This window comes from Nocardia sp. CA-107356 (assembly GCF_050946365.1).
Lineage (GTDB): Bacteria > Actinomycetota > Actinomycetes > Mycobacteriales > Mycobacteriaceae > Nocardia.
In genome coordinates, this window is the sequence record NZ_CP191992.1 from 2501954 (window position 1) to 2519160 (window position 17207).

At 67.5% G+C, this 17207-nt stretch carries 10 protein-coding genes; 7 read left to right on the top strand and 3 right to left on the bottom strand.

The window, feature by feature from the left end; all coding sequences use genetic code 11:
• Nucleotides 1-160: 160 nt before the first annotated feature.
• Entirely contained in the window at nucleotides 161-3775 is a 3615-nt protein-coding gene (gene smc / locus ACQP1G_RS11345; RefSeq protein ID WP_433201978.1) for a chromosome segregation protein SMC, read from the top strand.
• A 92-nt stretch (nucleotides 3776-3867) separates the two neighbouring features.
• Complete coding sequence (locus ACQP1G_RS11350) at nucleotides 3868-8364, top strand: tetratricopeptide repeat protein (protein ID WP_433201981.1); 4497 nt, start codon at nucleotides 3868-3870, stop codon at nucleotides 8362-8364.
• Here ACQP1G_RS11350 and ACQP1G_RS11355 read toward each other — a convergent pair.
• Nucleotides 8358-8576, bottom strand: coding sequence for a hypothetical protein (locus ACQP1G_RS11355; protein WP_433201984.1), 219 nt, complete (start codon nucleotides 8574-8576; stop codon nucleotides 8358-8360). The two genes, ACQP1G_RS11350 and ACQP1G_RS11355, sit on opposite strands and share 7 nt — an antisense overlap.
• 45 nt (nucleotides 8577-8621) lie before the next feature.
• Entirely contained in the window at nucleotides 8622-9539 is a 918-nt protein-coding gene (locus ACQP1G_RS11360; RefSeq protein ID WP_433201987.1) for an NmrA family NAD(P)-binding protein, read from the bottom strand.
• A gap of 120 nt (nucleotides 9540-9659) precedes the next feature.
• Between ACQP1G_RS11360 and ACQP1G_RS11365 the strand changes: the two genes are divergently transcribed.
• Complete coding sequence (locus ACQP1G_RS11365; protein ID WP_433201990.1) at nucleotides 9660-10487, top strand: TetR family transcriptional regulator; 828 nt, start codon at nucleotides 9660-9662, stop codon at nucleotides 10485-10487.
• 2 nt (nucleotides 10488-10489) lie between these two features.
• On the opposite strand, the gene ACQP1G_RS11370 is transcribed toward ACQP1G_RS11365, so the two are convergent.
• Entirely contained in the window at nucleotides 10490-10879 is a 390-nt protein-coding gene (locus ACQP1G_RS11370) for a DUF2237 family protein (RefSeq protein WP_014987060.1), read from the bottom strand.
• Between the two features lie 111 nt (nucleotides 10880-10990).
• Between ACQP1G_RS11370 and ftsY the strand changes: the two genes are divergently transcribed.
• The 4 genes from ftsY (at nucleotide 10991) to ACQP1G_RS11390 (ending at nucleotide 17165) form a co-directional block, all read left to right on the top strand.
• A complete protein-coding gene (gene ftsY / locus ACQP1G_RS11375; protein WP_433201993.1) occupies nucleotides 10991-12589 on the top strand; it encodes a signal recognition particle-docking protein FtsY in 1599 nt (532 codons plus the stop codon).
• A 300-nt stretch (nucleotides 12590-12889) separates the two neighbouring features.
• Complete coding sequence (locus tag ACQP1G_RS11380) at nucleotides 12890-14269, top strand: ammonium transporter (protein ID WP_433201996.1); 1380 nt, start codon at nucleotides 12890-12892, stop codon at nucleotides 14267-14269.
• A 4-nt stretch (nucleotides 14270-14273) separates the two neighbouring features.
• A complete protein-coding gene (locus ACQP1G_RS11385; protein WP_040780799.1) occupies nucleotides 14274-14612 on the top strand; it encodes a P-II family nitrogen regulator in 339 nt (112 codons plus the stop codon).
• 72 nt (nucleotides 14613-14684) lie between these two features.
• The gene (locus ACQP1G_RS11390; RefSeq protein ID WP_433201999.1) at nucleotides 14685-17165 is read left to right on the top strand and encodes a [protein-PII] uridylyltransferase; all 2481 of its coding nucleotides are present in this window, start codon (nucleotides 14685-14687) and stop codon (nucleotides 17163-17165) included.
• Nucleotides 17166-17207: the final 42 nt, after the last annotated feature.

A 17207-nucleotide genomic window follows, 5' to 3' on the forward strand; every position in this document is an offset into this window, starting at 1 on the left:
CTGAAATACTGGATAATGCGGGGGAGTCGATACCCTACGAGTGTCCCAGGTGGGGCACGGATACGATGGCTGGTCGCTGGCGGCTGCTTGCAGTCGCTCGAATCGGTCAGCCCATAGGACGACGAATGTCCGACCACCGCGCACGGAAGGGTCGTCGAATTTGCACCTGAAGAGTCTGACGTTGAAGGGATTCAAATCCTTCGCGTCCGCGACGACCTTGCGCTTCGAACCGGGTATCACCTGTGTGGTCGGCCCGAACGGCTCGGGCAAATCCAATGTCGTCGACGCGCTCACCTGGGTGATGGGCGAACAGGGTGCGAAGGCGTTGCGCGGCGGCAAGATGCAGGACGTCATCTTCGCCGGTACTACCGGCCGGGCGCCGCTCGGGCGCGCCGAGGTCACGCTGACCATCGACAACTCCGACGGTGCCCTGCCGATCGACTACGCCGAGGTCTCCATCACTCGGCGCATGTTCCGCGACGGCGCGGGTGAATACGAGATCAATGGCAGCTCCTGCCGTCTGATGGACGTGCAGGAACTGCTCAGCGACTCCGGCATCGGCCGGGAAATGCACGTCATCGTCGGACAGGGCCAACTCTCCGCCATCCTGGAATCGCGCCCCGAGGATCGCCGCGCCTTCGTCGAGGAGGCCGCGGGTGTGCTCAAGCACCGCAAGCGCAAGGAGAAGGCGGTCCGCAAACTGGAGGCGATGCAGGCCAACCTCGCCCGCCTCACCGACCTCACCACCGAACTGCGCCGTCAGCTCAAACCGCTCGGCAGACAGGCCGAGGTGGCCCGCCGCGCGCAGACTGTGCAGGCCGACCTGCGCGACGCGCGCCTGCGCCTGGCCGCGGACGATCTGGTCACCCGGCGCAACGAGCTGGAGAGCCAGCAGAGCAAAGAGGCATACGCCCGCGAACAGCAGATCACCGTGCAGACCGAACTCGACGCCGCCAATGCCGCACTGGCGCAGCAGGAATTCCAGCTGTCCCGACTCACGCCGAGCGCCGAGGCCGCCGCGCAGATCTGGTTCCAGCTGTCCGCGCTGGCCGAGCGCGTCAATGCCACCATCCGCATCGCGGGCGATCGGGCCCGCAACCTGCACACCGATCTGCCCGTCGGCAGCGGCCGCGATCCCGAACAGCTCGAGGCCGAGGCCGAACGTGTGGAGGCCGAGGAGGCCGAACTGCGCGAGACCGTCGAGATCGCGACCGAAACCCTGGAGGCCGCGCGCGACGCACTCGCCGAACGCGAGCAGGCCGCCAAGGCTGCCGAACAGGCGCATCTGGCCGCGGTGCGGGCCATCGCCGACCGACGCGAGGGATTGGCCCGGCTTTCGGGTCAGGTCGAGACCCTGCGCACCAGGTCGCAGTCGTTCGACGCGGAAATCACCCGGCTGACCGTCGGGATCGGCGAGGCCCGGCAGCGCGGCGAGGCGGCCGAGGCCGAATTCCATTCCGTCCAAGGTGAGCTGAGTGAACTCGAGGCCGGTGAGGCTGGCCTGGACGCCCAGCACGAGCATGCGGTGCAGGCCCTTGCACTGGTCGATCAGCGCGTCACCGAACTGCGTGAACAGGATCGCGACGCCAGCAAGCGGGTCGCGTCGCTGGGCGCCCGCATCGAAGCGTTGAGCATGGGCCTGGCGCGCAAGGACGGCGCGGCCTGGCTGGTCGAGAATCGCGCAGAGGGACTGCTCGGTCCTCTTTCCGGGCTGATCCGGGTGCACGGTGGTTTCGAAGTCGCGGTCGCCGCGACCCTCGGCCCGCTCGCCGATGCGGTGGCCGCCGACACCGGAGACTCCGCGCACGCCGCGGTGCGGGCGCTGAAGGAGGCCGACGGTGGTCGGGCCGCGCTGGTGTTCGGTGCCGCGGGTGGTTCGCCGAGGTCCAACGGTGCGTTGCCCGCTACCGCTCGCTGGCTCGCCGACGTGGTGGACGGCCCGGACAACGTTCGCGGCGCCATTGCCGCACTGACCGCCGGTGTCGCCGTGGTCGACGATCTCGCTGCCGCCGCCGAACTCGTCCTGGTCCGGCCGGAACTGCGCGTGGTCACCCGCGACGGCGATCTCACCGGAACCGGTTGGGTGCTCGGCGGATCCGATCGCGCGCCGAGTCTGCTGGAGATCCAGGCCGATATCGATGCCGCCAAGGCCGATCTGATCGGCGCCCAGCGCCGCGCCGAAGAACTCGAGGCCGCCCTCTCCGGTGCGCTGGCCGAACAGGCCGACCGCAAGGACGCCGTCGACCAGGCGTTGCTCGCGCTGCACGAATCCGATCAGGCACTGGTGGTGATCTACGACCGGCTCGGCAGGCTCGGTGAGGTGGCGCGCACCGCCCAGGCCGATGTCGACCGGCTCACCGGTCAGCGCGCGGAAACCGAGTCGGGTCGGGAAGAGGCGCTGGCGGCGCTGGCCGATCTCGAAGAACGGCTGCGCCGCACCGAACTCGAATCCGATGTCGACGACGGCATGGGCGCGGCGGGTACCGAATCGGCCGGGCGTGACCGGGAGGAGGCCGCCGCCGCGCTGGCCGAGGCCCGATCCATGGAGGTCGAGGCCCGGCTGGCCGTGCGCACTGCCGAGGAACGCGCGGAATCGGTTCGCGGTAAAGCGGATTCGCTGCGCCGGGCGGCCCGCGCGGAACGCGAGACCAGGGCCCGCGCCGAACACGCCCAGGCCGCACGCAAACAGGCCGCCGCGGTCGCGGCCGCCGTTGCCGAATCCGGTGCGAAGGTCGCCGCCGAACTGGAATCCGTTGTGGCCCAAGCGGGTGCGCGCCGCGATGAGCTGGTGCGCCGTCGCACCGAATGCGCCGGCCAGGTCGAGCAGATCAAAGAACGGGTCCGGGCGCTGACCACCCAACTGGCCCAGCTCACCGACGCGGTGCACCGCGACGAGGTCGCCAAAGCACAAGCGGCACTGCGTATCGAACAGATCGAGGCGACCATTTCCGAACAGTTCGGCATCGCGCTGTCCGATCTGATCGCCGAGTACGGTCCGGATGTGCCGATGCCGCCATCGGATCTGGAGTGGCAGGAGTACGAGCAGGCCAAGGAGCGCGGCGAGCAGGTCAGCGCGCCGGCGCCGATGCCCTACGACCGCAAGACCCAGGAGCGCCGCGCCAAACGCGCCGAGAAGGATCTGACCACCCTGGGCAAGGTGAATCCGCTTGCGCTGGAAGAGTTCGCGGCGCTCGAGGAGCGCTACAACTTTCTCGCCACCCAGCTCGAGGACGTCAAGAGCGCGCGCAAGGATCTGCTGGAGGTGGTCGCCGAGGTGGACGCGCGCATTCTGCAGGTGTTCACCGAGGCCTACGAGGATGTCGAGCGCGAATTCGTCGGCGTTTTCGCGAAGCTGTTTCCGGGCGGTGAGGGCAGACTGGTGCTCACCGACCCGTCGGACATGCTGACCACCGGTATCGAGGTGGAGGCGCGCCCACCCGGCAAGAAGGTCAAGCGGCTGTCGCTGCTGTCGGGTGGGGAGAAGTCGCTGACCGCGGTCGCATTGCTGGTGGCCATCTTCCGCGCCCGCCCCTCGCCGTTCTATGTGATGGACGAGGTCGAGGCCGCGTTGGACGACACCAACCTGCGCCGCCTCATCGGCCTGTTCGAGCAGTTGCGCGAGAAGAGTCAGCTGATCGTCATCACCCACCAGAAGCCGACCATGGAGATCGCCGACGCCCTCTACGGCGTCAGCATGCGCGGTGACGGCATCACTCAGGTGATCTCGCAGCGGCTGCGCGGCGAGAACCTGGCACCGGTCGGCGCGGCCAGCTGAAATCAAGGCCCTTCACAATTCCCTTGTGATCGTGGCCTTTTCGATTTCGCGTTGTTGCCCGGGGCCGACGGGTGCGGGGTACGTTGCGAAATATGAGCGGGAGGGTGGCGCTGGTTGTCGGCTCGGAGTGCGCAGCGCTGCCCAGATTGGGTTTCACCGGCGAGCTCGCCACCGGTCTCTACACCGAATTGCGCGCACTCGGCGGCTGGCAACCGGCCACCGGCACCGACGGGCCGCTGCTCGATCCGACCATCGGCGAATTGGTCCGCGCCGTAGCCGAAGCCTTCGAGACCGCATCGAATCGGCAAGCGACACTGCTGATCAGCTTCGTCGGCCACGGCATGACCACCGCAGCGGAGAACTTCTATCTGCTCGCCCACGATTCACCACAGATGCCCAAGCTGCACAACGCATTTCATCTGACGCAGGAAATCCAGGAACGACTGAACGACGCCCCCGCACTCGACGGTCTGATCGTGCTGATCGACGCCTGCGAAACCGGGGAGGGTGTACGCGGCGCCGCCCGGCGCTGGCCGGAGGCGTCCGGTCCCAACGGTCGTGTCGAACTGCTGGTGGCCACCGGCAACGGACCCGCCTATTTCGGATGCTTCACCCGAACGATCATCACCACATTCGGCAAGGGCGTGCCGCACGGCGGCGAAAGCCTGCTGCCCTCGGATCTGGTGCGGCCCCTGCGCCAGTGCCCAGCGCTGGAACCGCAATCATTCTCCTTCACCTCCGGAATCCGCACGGCCAGTGGCGATCCCGGACTCTGGCTGGTGCCCAATGTCGCACGCCGGGAGGACGCAGTGAGCGGCAGTGCGGCGGCGGGCTTCATCGATCAGCTGATCCACGGCCTGGTGATATCGGAGCCGCTGCGCCAGCGGCTCGTGCAGGTGGTCGACGGGGGCGGGGATCGGTTGCGTGGTGTGGTCGGCCCCGCTGGTTGCGGTAAATCCACCCTGCTGGCCACGTTGATCCGGCCCGGCTGGGTGACGTACGCACCCGACGTGACCATGCACCCCATGGACGCTCTGTCGATCAAGGCGGATTACATCACGGCCGCGGTGATTCTCGACGTGACCAGCTCCCTGGAATCCTTCACCGCCGAGTTGGCGGAGCAATTGGGCAAGCGGCTCGATGGCTTCAAGACCGCGACGCGCATGGTCGAATTCGACCTCGCCGAACAGGACAGCAGCAGGCTCGACCAGTTCGACATCAAGATACTGCGGCCGCTGGCCAGGCTCGACTCGTCGAAACCGGTGCATATCCTGGTCGACGGACTCGATCACCCGAAGCGCGGCAGTCGCGCGTTGCTTTCCTATGCCGTCGCCGAACTGACCCGACGCCCGGAACTCGCGCAGGTCCATCTCATCGTCGGCATCCGCGAAGGAACCGGCGTGGAGGACTCGTCGCTGCTGGCCCATATGCGCCGAATCGAACTGCCAGCGCCGACAACGTCGGATATCGCCAACACCGTCGCGGCGGCCCGCGGCCGTACCGAACAGACGAATTGGCGCGAATGGATCGACGGTCTGCTGCAGCAGACTCCGACGGGTGGTTGGCTCTTGGCTCGACTGCTGATCGAAATCCATTCCGATATCAGCTCTGCGGATCTGGACCGGGGGATCGGCCTCGATACGCTGGTCCGGCGGCGGGTTCGGGACGCGGTCGACGGCGCGGATCCCGGGACGGCGCACGCGGTTTCCGCGTTGCTCGCCATCCTGGTCGCGGCGGGTGCCGGGCCGGTGCTGCCGCTGGAGCTACTCGAGCGCGCGCTCGATTTTCTCGGTATCGGGTTGAGCACCAACCGAATTCGAGACCTCGTCGTCCGCCTCGGCGTACTCGTCAGCCGCGGCCGCCCCGGCACCCCCGGGGAGACCCTGGGTATGGCGCACAATGTGTTTCGGCGTTCACTCTCGATCGAGCAGGGCACTGCGGCGCGCCGGGAGGCGCATCGGGCGCTGGGGAAGGCACTCGAGCAGAATGCGCGCTCGGCCGAACCGGCACCGCAGATCACCGCTTACGCGCGCCGATCGGCCGTACGGCACTACCTCGGATACGGCGATTCGGCCGCCGCGGTGACATTCCTCGACCGGCTGAACACCCCACGTGCGGCGGACAATCGCGATCTATGGGCCGCCTGGATCCCCACCTTCGAGCATTCGGTCGGTCCGGAGCACCCCGACACGCTCACCGCCCGAAATAATCTCGCGTTCTGGCGCGGTGAGAGCGGTGACCTGGCCACCGCCACCGTCGAACATCAGAACCTGCTCGCCGAGAGCATCCGAGTGCTCGGGGCGGACGCACCAGGCACCCTCACGATCCGCACCAATCTCGCCCGCTGGCACGGTGAAAGCGGTGACTTCCGCACGGCCGTGGCCGAATTCGAGCAATTGGTCGCCGACCGCACCCGGCTGCTCGGTGCCGACGATCCGGCCACGCTGCGCACTCGCGGCGATCTCGCGCATTTTCGCGGAGAGCAGGGCGACACGGCCGAGGCCATCGCCGGATTCCAGCGACTGTTCGCCGACCGAACCCGTGTGCTCGGTCCGGATCACCCCGATACGCTCACCGCCCGTTACGAACTCGCGTACTGGCGCGCCGAAAGCGGTGATATCGACGCCGCCATTATCGAGTTGCACCAACTGCTCGTCGACCAGCAACGCATCTCCGGCACCGCCGATCCGGCCTTCTTCAGGACCCGCCACTACGTCACCCAGTTGCACGCCGAGAGCGGCGATCACGTGCGGGCCATCGCCGAGTTCAGGCAGCTGCTCGTCGAGCAGGAGCGCGTGCTCGGACCCGACCATCCGCACACCCTGATCACCCGGAACGATATCGCCCGCTGGCGCGGCGTCAGCGGTGACCACGCCACCGCCATCGCGGAGTTCCAGCTGCTGCTCACCGATCGGACGCGCATCCTCGGACCCGAGCACCCACGGACTTTGCGCACTCGCAACAACATTGCCTACTGGCGTGGAGAAAGCGGCGACCACCGCAGGGCCATCCAGGAGTTCCTGCGTTTGATCGAGGACGAGCGGCGCATCCTCGGCAACGATCATCCGATCACCCTGCTGTCGCGCCACAATCTGGCGCACCTGTACGGCGAAATCGGCCACTACCTCACGGCCGTAGCCGAATTCGAACAGATACTCCCGGCCCGGATCCGCCGCCTCGGGCCCGACAATCCACATACACTGCGCACCCGTTACGAACTCGCCCGCTGGCGCGGAGAGAGTGGTAATCCGGTGACCGCGGTGCTCGAGTATCAGCAGTTGCTCGCCGATCGGCAGCGGGTCCTGCCGATCGACCATCCCGATACCCTGCGCACCCGGCACGCCGTGGCGTACTGGCGCGGCGAAAGCGGCGACCCCGTCAGCGCGGTCCTGGAATACGAGCACCTGCTCCGCGATGAGCTGGCGGTTCTGGGCCCGGACCATCCCGAAACCTTCAGCACCCGGCACAGTCTCGCGTTCTTCCGAGGTCAGAGCGGCCGGATCGGTGCGGCCGTCACCGAATACGAGCAGCTACTCGACGACGAACGCACGATCCTCGGGCCGGACCACCCCGAAACCCTGCACACCTGGCATCGCCTCGCGCTCTGGCGCGGGGAGAGCGGCGATATCACGGCCGCGCTCGCCGCGCTCGAGGAGCTACTGCCGGTCCGGCTACGCGTGCTCGGACCCGATCATCCCGACACCCTGCGCACCCGGCACAATCTGGCCAGGTGGCGCGGGGAAGCGGGCCAATATGGCACTGCCATCGTCGAATACGAGGAACTGCTGGCAGACCGCCGTCGGATCCTCGGAGCCGACCACCACGACACGCTGACGTCTCTGCACAACCTCGCATATTGGCGCGGCGAGAGCGGAGATCCGGCCGCGGCCGTTGTCGAATTCGAGCAACTGCACGTGGCACGCGAGCGCGTCCTCGGGCCCGACCATCCCGATACCCTGCGCACCCGCGCCAATCTCGCGCACTACCGCGCCGAGAGCGGCGATATCGCCGCGGCCCTACCGGAATTCGAGCGTGTGCTGGCCGACCGCATCCGAGTGCACGGACCGGAGCATCCGAACACCTTTCGCACCCGCCACGATCTCGCGTGTTGGCGCGGCGCACACGGTGATCCGACCACCGCGGTCGCGGAGTTGGAGCTACTGCTGATCGATCGCCGCCGGATCCTCGGCGACGATCACCCCGACACTCTGCTGAACCGCAACGAATTGGCCCGCTGGCGTTGTGAATCCGGCGATCCGCGCGCCGCTATCGATGATCTCGAGCGGTTGCTCGCCGACGAACATCGGATATTCGGCGTCGAGCACCCGCGCACCCTGGCCACGCGCTACCACCTGGCGCAGGCCCGCGGCCGCGCGGGCGATACCACCACCGCCGCAGTCGAATACGAAGAACTTCTCGAAGTGCAACTACGCGTACTCGGCCCCGACCACCCCGACACCCGCCGCACCCGAGCCGCCTGCCACAACGGAATTGCCCGCAGCACGAGCAGATTCGGCGTACTCACCCGAATCCGCCGCGTGCTGGGCCGCCCCAACGGCGATCCCGATTCGCCCCCACCGCACTACTGAGCCGATCGGCCTACCCGCGGGCTCAGTCTGGCGACGCCGGAGTCGAGGTCGACGAGCGGATCATCGCCGGATTCGCGGTCGTCCAACTTGGCCACCGCCACCCATTCCTTGCGTTCGTGAATGTGCTTGCGCGACGGCCCGAATATCTCGTCGACCTCGGCGCCGGCCGGATCACGGCGCTTGCGGTTGGTCCACTTTTCGAGCAGATTCACCACATCGAGCGTACCCCGTAAGCGGCGGCCGATTGCGGCTGTTGGTCAATGCACGGCGGCGGCGCGGTCGTCGTCGAATTGGGCCTTGATCAGGGCGGCTCCGGTTGTGGCGAGCCAGGATTCGAGAGTGGTGAGGGCGGGGTATATCTCGCGCAGCGCCGGGATGTCGGCATGCCAGCCGCCGTTTTGCCGGATAAGCCGCCACGTATTGCCGATCTGTTCGCCGCGTGCGTCCGCCTCGGCCTCGGTCGCCTCGACGTACCGAACCGGGCGGCCGGTGATCCGGCTGATCGTGGCCGCGGCCGCGACGGGGGTGATTGCGTCACCGGCCAATTCCAGGGTTCGGCCGTGGAACCGCTCCGGATCGGCGAAGGCCAGTGCGGCGAAGGCCGCGATATCGGCGACGGCGATCATCTGCAGCGGCCGGTCCGCTTGGAACAGATGCTTGTGCACGCCGTCGATGATGCCGTCCACCGGGCTGCCACGCAGGACGTAGTTCTCCATGAAACGTACCGGGCGCAAGAGGGTGTAGCGCAGACCGCTGACCGCGATGGCATCCTCGATGCGGCCCTTTCCGGCCATGCCCCAGGAGCGGTCATCGGTCATCGTGGCGACGCCGGTGAAGACGATCTGCTCGACACCGGTGCGCACGGCCGCGTCGATCACCGCGAGGCCACGGGTGGCCTCCAACTCCGCACCCCAACCGTTCGGTCCGAAAGCGGCTGGCGGAACAAGGAATACTGCGCGCGCCCCGGCCGCCGCGGCGTCCAGCGTTGCCGGTGCGTCGAAGTCGCCGGTCACCAATTCGGCACCCGCGTCGGCGAGTGCGCGCGCCGCGGGAGTCTCGGGATCGCGCACCAGCGCGCGCACCGCGATGCCATCGGCCAGCAGTCGGCGCGCGGTGGCGCCGCCCTGCTTGCCGGTGGCGCCGGTGACCAGGATGGGATTCTGCTGAGGGGACATGCTCGCCTTCTCTGTTCGATCGGACTCTGCTCGATACAATCGGGTCGGATAACCCGTATTTGGACGATATGGGTGCGATCACCCGCTTGGCCAGGTCAAGGAACGGAAGGCCGTAACGAAATGTCTGCCCCACTGTCCCCGCCCGCGCAGCCTGGTGCCGCCGCACGGGCCGATGCCCGCCGCAACCGGACACTGGTACTGGCCGCCGCGCAACGCGCCTTCGCCGAACACGGCACCTCGGTCTCACTGGCCGAGGTCGCGCGCCGCGCCGGTGTGGGCGCGGGCACGGTCTACCGGCATTTCCCTACGAAAACCGATCTGCTGGAAGCGGTTATGCAGCAACGCATCGACCGGCTCGCCACCCTGGCGACCGGTCACCTCGACGCGCCGGACCCGGGTGCCGCGTTCTTTGCGATCTGCACCGAGGTGGTCGTCTCGACCCCGCGCAACCAGGCGCTCTGCGATATCGTCCGGTCCGACGACGGCTGGCCGAAGGCGTTGCTGCGCAGCGCGGGCGACCGCTTTCACCACGCGCTCGGCGCGCTGTTGACGGCCGCGCAGCGCCAGGGCGCGGTTCGCCCCGATATCGAGATCGTCGACGTACTGGACATCTTCACCGGATGCGTTGCGATCCAACGACGTCAGCGCGTCAATGGCCCGATGGTCAGGGCCGCCGCCCTCATGCTCGATGCGATGCGCGCGAACCCAGGAACCCGTACCGTAACGAAACCCGGCGCCGCGACCAACCTCAGTAACGAAACAGCCTCACGTAACGAAACGCAGGGCGCACACTGCCCGATCTGCGGTGCCGCGATCCGTCCCACGGGCACCGGCCGCCCGGCCCACTACTGCAGTGCCGCCTGCCGCCAAAAAGCACACCGCCGGCGAACCACCCGCGCCGCCCTCACCGGGGCAGTCGCGAGAGGTCCACAGGGGTCCTCGGGGTAGCGCTAGAGCAGGTCGCTCACATCGTCCGGTACGTCGACGGCGTATTTGCGCAAAATGTCCATCGAGATCACTTCCAGGGCGTTTTCATGAGTGGCCGCCAGCACCACGGGTGCGGCGACGCCGTCCTCATGGGCGTGCAACCAGCGCACGGCCACCACACACCACCGGTCTCCCGGTTGCAGACCGGGGAAGTTGTTCTCCGGGCGCGGCGTACTCAAATCGTTGCCGATGGACGCCTGGTGTTCGAGAAACTCAGCCGTGACGACGGTGCACACGGTGTGGCTACCGAGATCCTCCGGCCCGGTGCTGCAGCAGCCGTCCCGGTAGAACCCGGTGAGAGGATCGGCGCCGCACTCTTCCAGCGGCCCCCCAAGCACGTTTCGATCGGTCACGTCGCCGATCCTATTGTCCCTTCGCGAGAAGTTCCGCAGGACAAGAAATCTCGGGGGCTGTGTGTCGGGGCCAGGACGGCGTGGTAATGCAAAGAACCTGGTTCTGCAAGGATGGTCGGCGTGAGCTCCGAAGCCTGGATCCTGATTGCCGCTGTCGCCGCCGTGCTGGTGGTGGCGTTTGTCGCCGGATTCGTCCTGTACAAACGCCGTCGCGTCACGCTGACGCCACCCACCGCGGAGAAAGAACTGACCGACCGGTCGGGCGGATACGCGGCCTCGGGCGGCTTCAACTTCAGTCAGGGCGGCACGGCCACCGCGACACGCCCGGAACCCGCACCGATCGAGCGAACCGACACCGAGGGGCAGCCGCATGTCGGCGATGACGCGGCGATTCCGCGCGACGCGCCGAAGCGCGGCATCACCAATGTGCCGCTGCCCGATGTCGACACCGTGGCGTCCGCTCCGGCCGAAACCGATGGCGAGGTCGCGACTGCGGACGAATCCGCAACGGCCACGGTTGATTCCGACACCACGGTCGACTCGGATACCGCGGTCGAACCGGGCACGGTAACCGCCGAACCCGAAGCCGCCGCTGCGTCGGATACCGACACTGCCGCACCTACCGACGCTGCCGCACCTACCGACACTGCCGCACCTACCGACACTGCCGCACCTACCGACACTGCCGCACCGTCGACTCCCGCGCCGAGCCCGGAACAACCTTCGGTCGAAGCCGCCCCCGAGCCCACCGCCGCCGATGCCGCGACTACCCCGGCCCTCGAGGAAATCGAGCCGACCGCGGGCCGCCTGGTCCGTCTGCGTGGCCGCCTGTCCCGCTCGCAGAATGCCGTCGGCAAGAGCCTGCTCGGCCTGCTCGGCGGCGGTGATCTGGACGACGACTCCTGGGAAGAGGTCGAGGACACCCTCGTCCTCGCCGATCTCGGCACCGCGAGCACCGCGGCAGTCGTGCAACGTCTGCGCGAGGAGATGGCGGTCCGCAGCGTCCGCAATACCGAAGAAGCCCGCGCCGTACTGCGCGACGTGCTGATCGAGGCACTGCGCCCCGAACTCGATCGCTCGGTGCGCGCGCTGCCGCACAACGATCACCCGTCGATCCTGCTGGTCGTCGGCGTGAACGGCACCGGAAAGACCACAACGACCGGCAAACTCGCCCGGGTCCTGGTCGCCGACGGTCGCCGGGTGCTGCTCGGCGCGGCCGATACCTTCCGCGCGGCGGCCGCCGATCAGCTGCAGACCTGGGGTGAGCGGGTCGGCGCGGATACCGTGCGCGGTAGGGAGGGCGCGGATCCTGCGGCCGTCGCGTTCGACGCGGTCAGCGCGGGCATCGAGCGCGGCGTCGATGTCGTCATGATCGATACCGCGGGCCGTTTACACACCAAGACCGGTCTGATGGACGAACTCGGCAAGGTCAAGCGCGTCGTGCAGAAGAAGGCCGAGGTCGACGAAGTCCTGCTGGTCCTGGACTCCACCGTCGGACAGAACGGCCTCATGCAGGCCCGGGTCTTCGCGGAAGTGGTCGATATCACCGGCGTCGTGCTCACCAAACTCGACGGAACAGCCAAGGGTGGCATCGTCTTCCAGGTCCAACACGAACTCGGCGTTCCGGTCAAACTGGTCGGCCTGGGCGAGGGCGCCGACGACCTCGCCCCCTTCGAACCCGCCGCGTTCGTCGACGCCCTCCTCGGCTAGGCGACCGATCGCCGACTGTCATATGGCGGTCCTCGAGGGTGGCACGGGCCGCCATTCGACAACCGTCGCCATTTCGCTGAGTCCTACTCGGCGGTAGGGGCTGGTGGTTTGCTCGGATAGGGGGCGCACACCAGGGGCGAAACGTCGGTGTAGGCCAGGAAACGTGGTCGCAACACAACTGGGCCACGCGTTCACTTAGGCGAAACGTCACATCATCACGGATGAAACACCGAATGAGGACCCTTCTGTTCAGGTCCAATTGCCGGAGTCGGCTGGGCCCGAGATGAGGAGGACATTAAGGTGGCTTTTCCCCTTACCGGTGCACCGGATACCGGTGACACCGCCTGGATGCTGGCAAGTTCAGCGCTCGTGTTGTTGATGACGCCCGGCCTGGCCTTTTTCTACGGCGGCATGGTCCGTTCGAAGAATGTGCTCAACATGATCATGATGAGCATCAGCGCCATGGGCCTCGTCGGCGTGCTGTGGTCGCTGTACGGATACTCGGCCGCATTCGGCGACAACAAGTTCGGCGTGGTCGGTGATCCGGCGCAGTTCTTCGGCCTCAAGGGTCTGATCGGCGGCAATTCGGTTGCCGAGGTGAAGGACGCCAGCGGCGCCGTCACCACCGCCGCCGTGAATATCCCGCTCGCGGGCACCATTCCCGCGACCGTATTCGTCGCGTTCCAGTTGATGTTCGCGATCATTACGGTTGCCCTCATCTCGGGTGCGGTCGCCGACCGCCTGAAGTTCGGCTCCTGGCTGCTGTTCGCGGGCATCTGGGCGACGGTCGTCTACTTCCCGGTCGCGCACTGGGTCTTCGACTTCGACGTCAAGGATGCCGACGGCAACGTCGTGCACGAAGGTGGCTGGATCGCGAACAAACTGCTCGCGGTCGACTTCGCCGGTGGTACCGCGGTCCATATCAATGCCGGTGCGGCGGGCCTGGCCCTGGTGCTCGTCCTCGGTAAGCGCAAGGGCTGGCCGACCACACCGTTCCGCCCGCACAACCTGCCGTTCGTGATGCTCGGCGCCGGTCTGCTGTGGTTCGGCTGGTTCGGGTTCAACGCCGGTTCCGCGGTCACCTCGGGTGGTCTGGCCGGTTCGACCTTCATCACCACCACCCTCGCGACCTGCGCGGCGATGCTGGCCTGGCTGCTGGTGGAGAAGTTCCGCGACGGCAAGCCCACCTCGCTGGGTGCGGCCTCGGGTGTGGTGGCCGGTCTGGTCGCGATCACCCCGTCCTGTTCCTCGGTGAACGTGGTCGGCGCGCTCGCGATCGGCTTCGTGGCCGGTGCGGTCTGTGCGCTGGCGGTCGGCCTGAAGTTCAAGTTCGGCTTCGACGACTCGCTCGACGTGGTCGGCGTGCACCTCGTCGGCGGCATCATCGGCACCCTGATGGTCGGCCTCGTCGCCGCTCCGGAGGCGGGCGCGGGCAAGACCGGCCTGTTCTACGGCGGCGGTTTCGACCAGCTGTGGCGACAGGGGGTCGGTGCCGGTGCGGTACTTGCGTTCTCCTTCATCGCGACCCTGATCATTGCCTATATCGTGAAGTTCACCATTGGGCTGCGCGCCAGCGAGGAAGCCGAGTCGGTGGGCATGGACGAGTCCGAGCACGCTGAAACGGCATACGATTTCGCTGCTGTGGGTGGCACGGCACGTTCCGCCGTCAAGGAGGCATGACGACATGAAACTGATCACCGCAATCGTCAAACCGTTTACTCTCGAGGACGTCAAGACCGGTCTCGAGCAGGCGGGTGTGTTGGGCATGACCGTCAGCGAGGTACAGGGCTACGGTCGCCAGAAGGGCCACACCGAGGTTTACCGCGGCGCGGAATACTCCGTGGACTTCGTTCCGAAGGTTCGGGTCGAGGTCGTCGTCGACGATGCCTCGGTCGACAAGGTCGTCGAGGTGATCGTCGAAGCCTCCCGCACCGGCAAGATCGGTGACGGCAAGGTCTGGGTCACCCCGGTGGAGTCGATCATCAGGGTCCGGACCGGGGAACGCGGTACCGACGCTCTGTAAGCGAATATCGAACCGAGCGGCGGCCCCGCTCCCACCGGATTGCCCGGTCGGGGCGGGGCCGTACGCATCTTGATGGGCGGTGGGTTTGTGGGTAGTCACGAGCAAGACGGCAGACAGGTAACCGAGGATGTCGGCACGAACGTCTCCAACGGCGCGGCCGACCTGGTCCGGGCACGCAATCAATTGCTCGAGGGCGGACTGCCCAGAAATCCACGGCTCGACGCCGAATCCCTGCGCTCGGCGCTGGTCGATCTCTTCGAATTGTGGCTGACCACCAAGGGCACCGAACTCGGCATCACCCATGACAGCGGTCTGGCCGTGGTCGCTGTCGGTGGCCTCGGCCGCAAGGAGATGCTGCCGTACTCCGACCTGGATCTGGTGTTGCTGCACGACGATGTCGATCCGGCGCGGGTGGCCGAGGTGGCCGACCAGCTCTGGTATCCGCTGTGGGACGCCCACATCAAACTCGATCACAGTGTGCGCACCGTCCCGCAGGCGCTGCGCGTGGCCTCCGGCGATCTCATCGCGGCCCTCGGCATGCTCGAGACCAGGCACATCGTCGGCGATATGGAGTTGAGCAATCTGCTGATCGGCGGGGTGCGCCGGGAGTGGCGGACCGGAATCCGCTCCCGCTTCGACGAATTGATCGAACAGGCCGAGACCAGATGGCAGCGCAGCGGCGCGATCGCCCATCGCGCCGAGCCCGATCTGAAGAACGGGCGCGGCGGACTGCGCGATATCCAACTGCTCGACGCGCTGGCCATCGCCCAGCTGACCGACGCCATGCCGGGGCTCGGTCCGGACGTGCCGGGAGGCGGTCTGAAGCAGGCGCATCGGCGGTTGCTGGATGTTCGCACGGAGCTGCATCGAGTGGCTGGCCGGGCGCGTGATCAGCTGCGCGCCCAGGATGCAGACGAGATCGGCGCGGCATTGCGCATCGGTGACCGCTTCGATCTCGCTCGCACCCTGAGCGATTCGGCGCGGACGGTGAGTTACTCCGTCGATGTCGGTCTGCGCACCGCCGCCAATGCGCTACCACGTCGTGGCCTCGCGCGACTGCGCCGGATGCCGGTGCGTCGACCGCTCGATGAGGGGGTGGTCGAACACGCGGGTGAGGTCGTGCTGGCGCGGGACGCGCGGCCGCAGCGCGATCCAGGACTGATCCTGCGGGTGGCCGCGGCGTCGGCGCAGACGGGGCTGCCGATGTCGGCGACCACACTGAATCGGCTCTCCGAGGACGCGCCGGAGCTACGCGAGCCCTGGCCCAAGGACGCGCTCAACGACCTGCTGATCCTGCTCGGCGCGGGCCGTGGCGCTATCGACGCGGTCGAGGCGCTGGACCGAACCGGCTTATGGGGCCGGCTACTTCCGGAATGGGGCGCGGTGCGTGACCTGCCGCCGCGCGATGCGCTGCACACCTGGACCGTGGACCGGCATCTGATGGAGACGGTCGCCTACTCGAGCGGGCTCAGCACCCGTGTCGCCCGTCCGGACCTGCTGATGTTGGGCGCTCTGCTGCACGATATCGGCAAGGGCCGGGCGGGTGACCACAGTGTGGTCGGGGCCGAACTGGCCACCCATATCGGGCGGCGTCTCGGGCTGTGGCCCTCGGATGTGCGGACCCTCAGTGCGATCGTGCGCCACCATCTGTTGTTGCCGGACACTGCGACCCGACGTGACCTCGCCGATCCCGCCACCGTGCAGTTCGTCGTGGATGCCCTCGACGGTGACGTGCAACTGCTGGAACTGCTGCACACGTTGGCCGAGGCCGATTCGCTGGCCACCGGACCCGGGGTCTGGGGTGATTGGAAGGCTTCGCTGATCGGTGAACTGGTGCGGCGTTGCCGCCTGGTGATGGCGGGGGATCAGCTGTCGAAGCCGGAGCCGATCGCGCCGGAGCTGTTGGCCAAGGCTGCGGCGGGCGGCGTGCACGTCGATCTGCGGCCCGGCGAGGGCAAGTACATCTACACCGTCACCGTGATCGCACCGGATACGCCCGGTCTGCTCTCGGATGCTGCCGGGGTGCTGGCCCTGCATTCGCTGCGGGTGCTCTCGGCCACCGTCGGCAGCGAAGGCGCCTCGGCCATCAATACGTTCGTGGTCTCGCCCAAATTCGGTGACCCGCCGGATGTCGGGCTATTGCGGCAGGAGCTGATCCGGGCGACCGCCGGCGATCTGGATCTGCACGCGCTGCTGGCGAAGCGCGAGCGCGAGGCCACCGGCGCCGGGCCGAGCCCGTACGCGCAGGCGCAACCGCGCGTGATCTGGTCGGCCACCCCGACCGGCCACGTGGTCCTCGAGTTGCGTGCCGAGGACCGGATCGGGCTGCTCAGCAGGTTGGCGGCGGCCTTTGCCGAATGTGGTGCCGATGTGCGCTGGGCGAAGGTGGTGACCATGGGTTCCGCGGTGGTCGACGCCTTCGGTCTCGACCTGGTCGAGGACACTTCGCAGCGCCGCGAGACCATCGAGAAGGCTATCTTGGGGGTGGTCCCTCGGCCCGCACCGAAGCCGCCGGAGGGTGCGGGTCCGCCCGGGTCCGCCACGACGTCCTGACCCGGCCTAATTGATATTTGCGCATGATTTGCTGAAAGCGTA

What these genes read in the sequence shown, in the direction of transcription:
- ACQP1G_RS11350 (WP_433201981.1), top strand. Translation starts at nt 3,868, where the DNA reads ATGAGCGGGAGGGTGGCGCTGGTTGTCGGCTCGGAGTGCGCAGCGCTG.
- ACQP1G_RS11360 (WP_433201987.1), bottom strand. Translation starts at nt 9,539, where the DNA reads ATGTCCCCTCAGCAGAATCCCATCCTGGTCACCGGCGCCACCGGCAAG.
- ACQP1G_RS11365 (WP_433201990.1), top strand. Translation starts at nt 9,660, where the DNA reads ATGTCTGCCCCACTGTCCCCGCCCGCGCAGCCTGGTGCCGCCGCACGG.
- ftsY (WP_433201993.1), top strand. Translation starts at nt 10,991, where the DNA reads ATGGTCGGCGTGAGCTCCGAAGCCTGGATCCTGATTGCCGCTGTCGCC.
- ACQP1G_RS11385 (WP_040780799.1), top strand. Translation starts at nt 14,274, where the DNA reads ATGAAACTGATCACCGCAATCGTCAAACCGTTTACTCTCGAGGACGTC.
- ACQP1G_RS11390 (WP_433201999.1), top strand. Translation starts at nt 14,685, where the DNA reads ATGGGCGGTGGGTTTGTGGGTAGTCACGAGCAAGACGGCAGACAGGTA.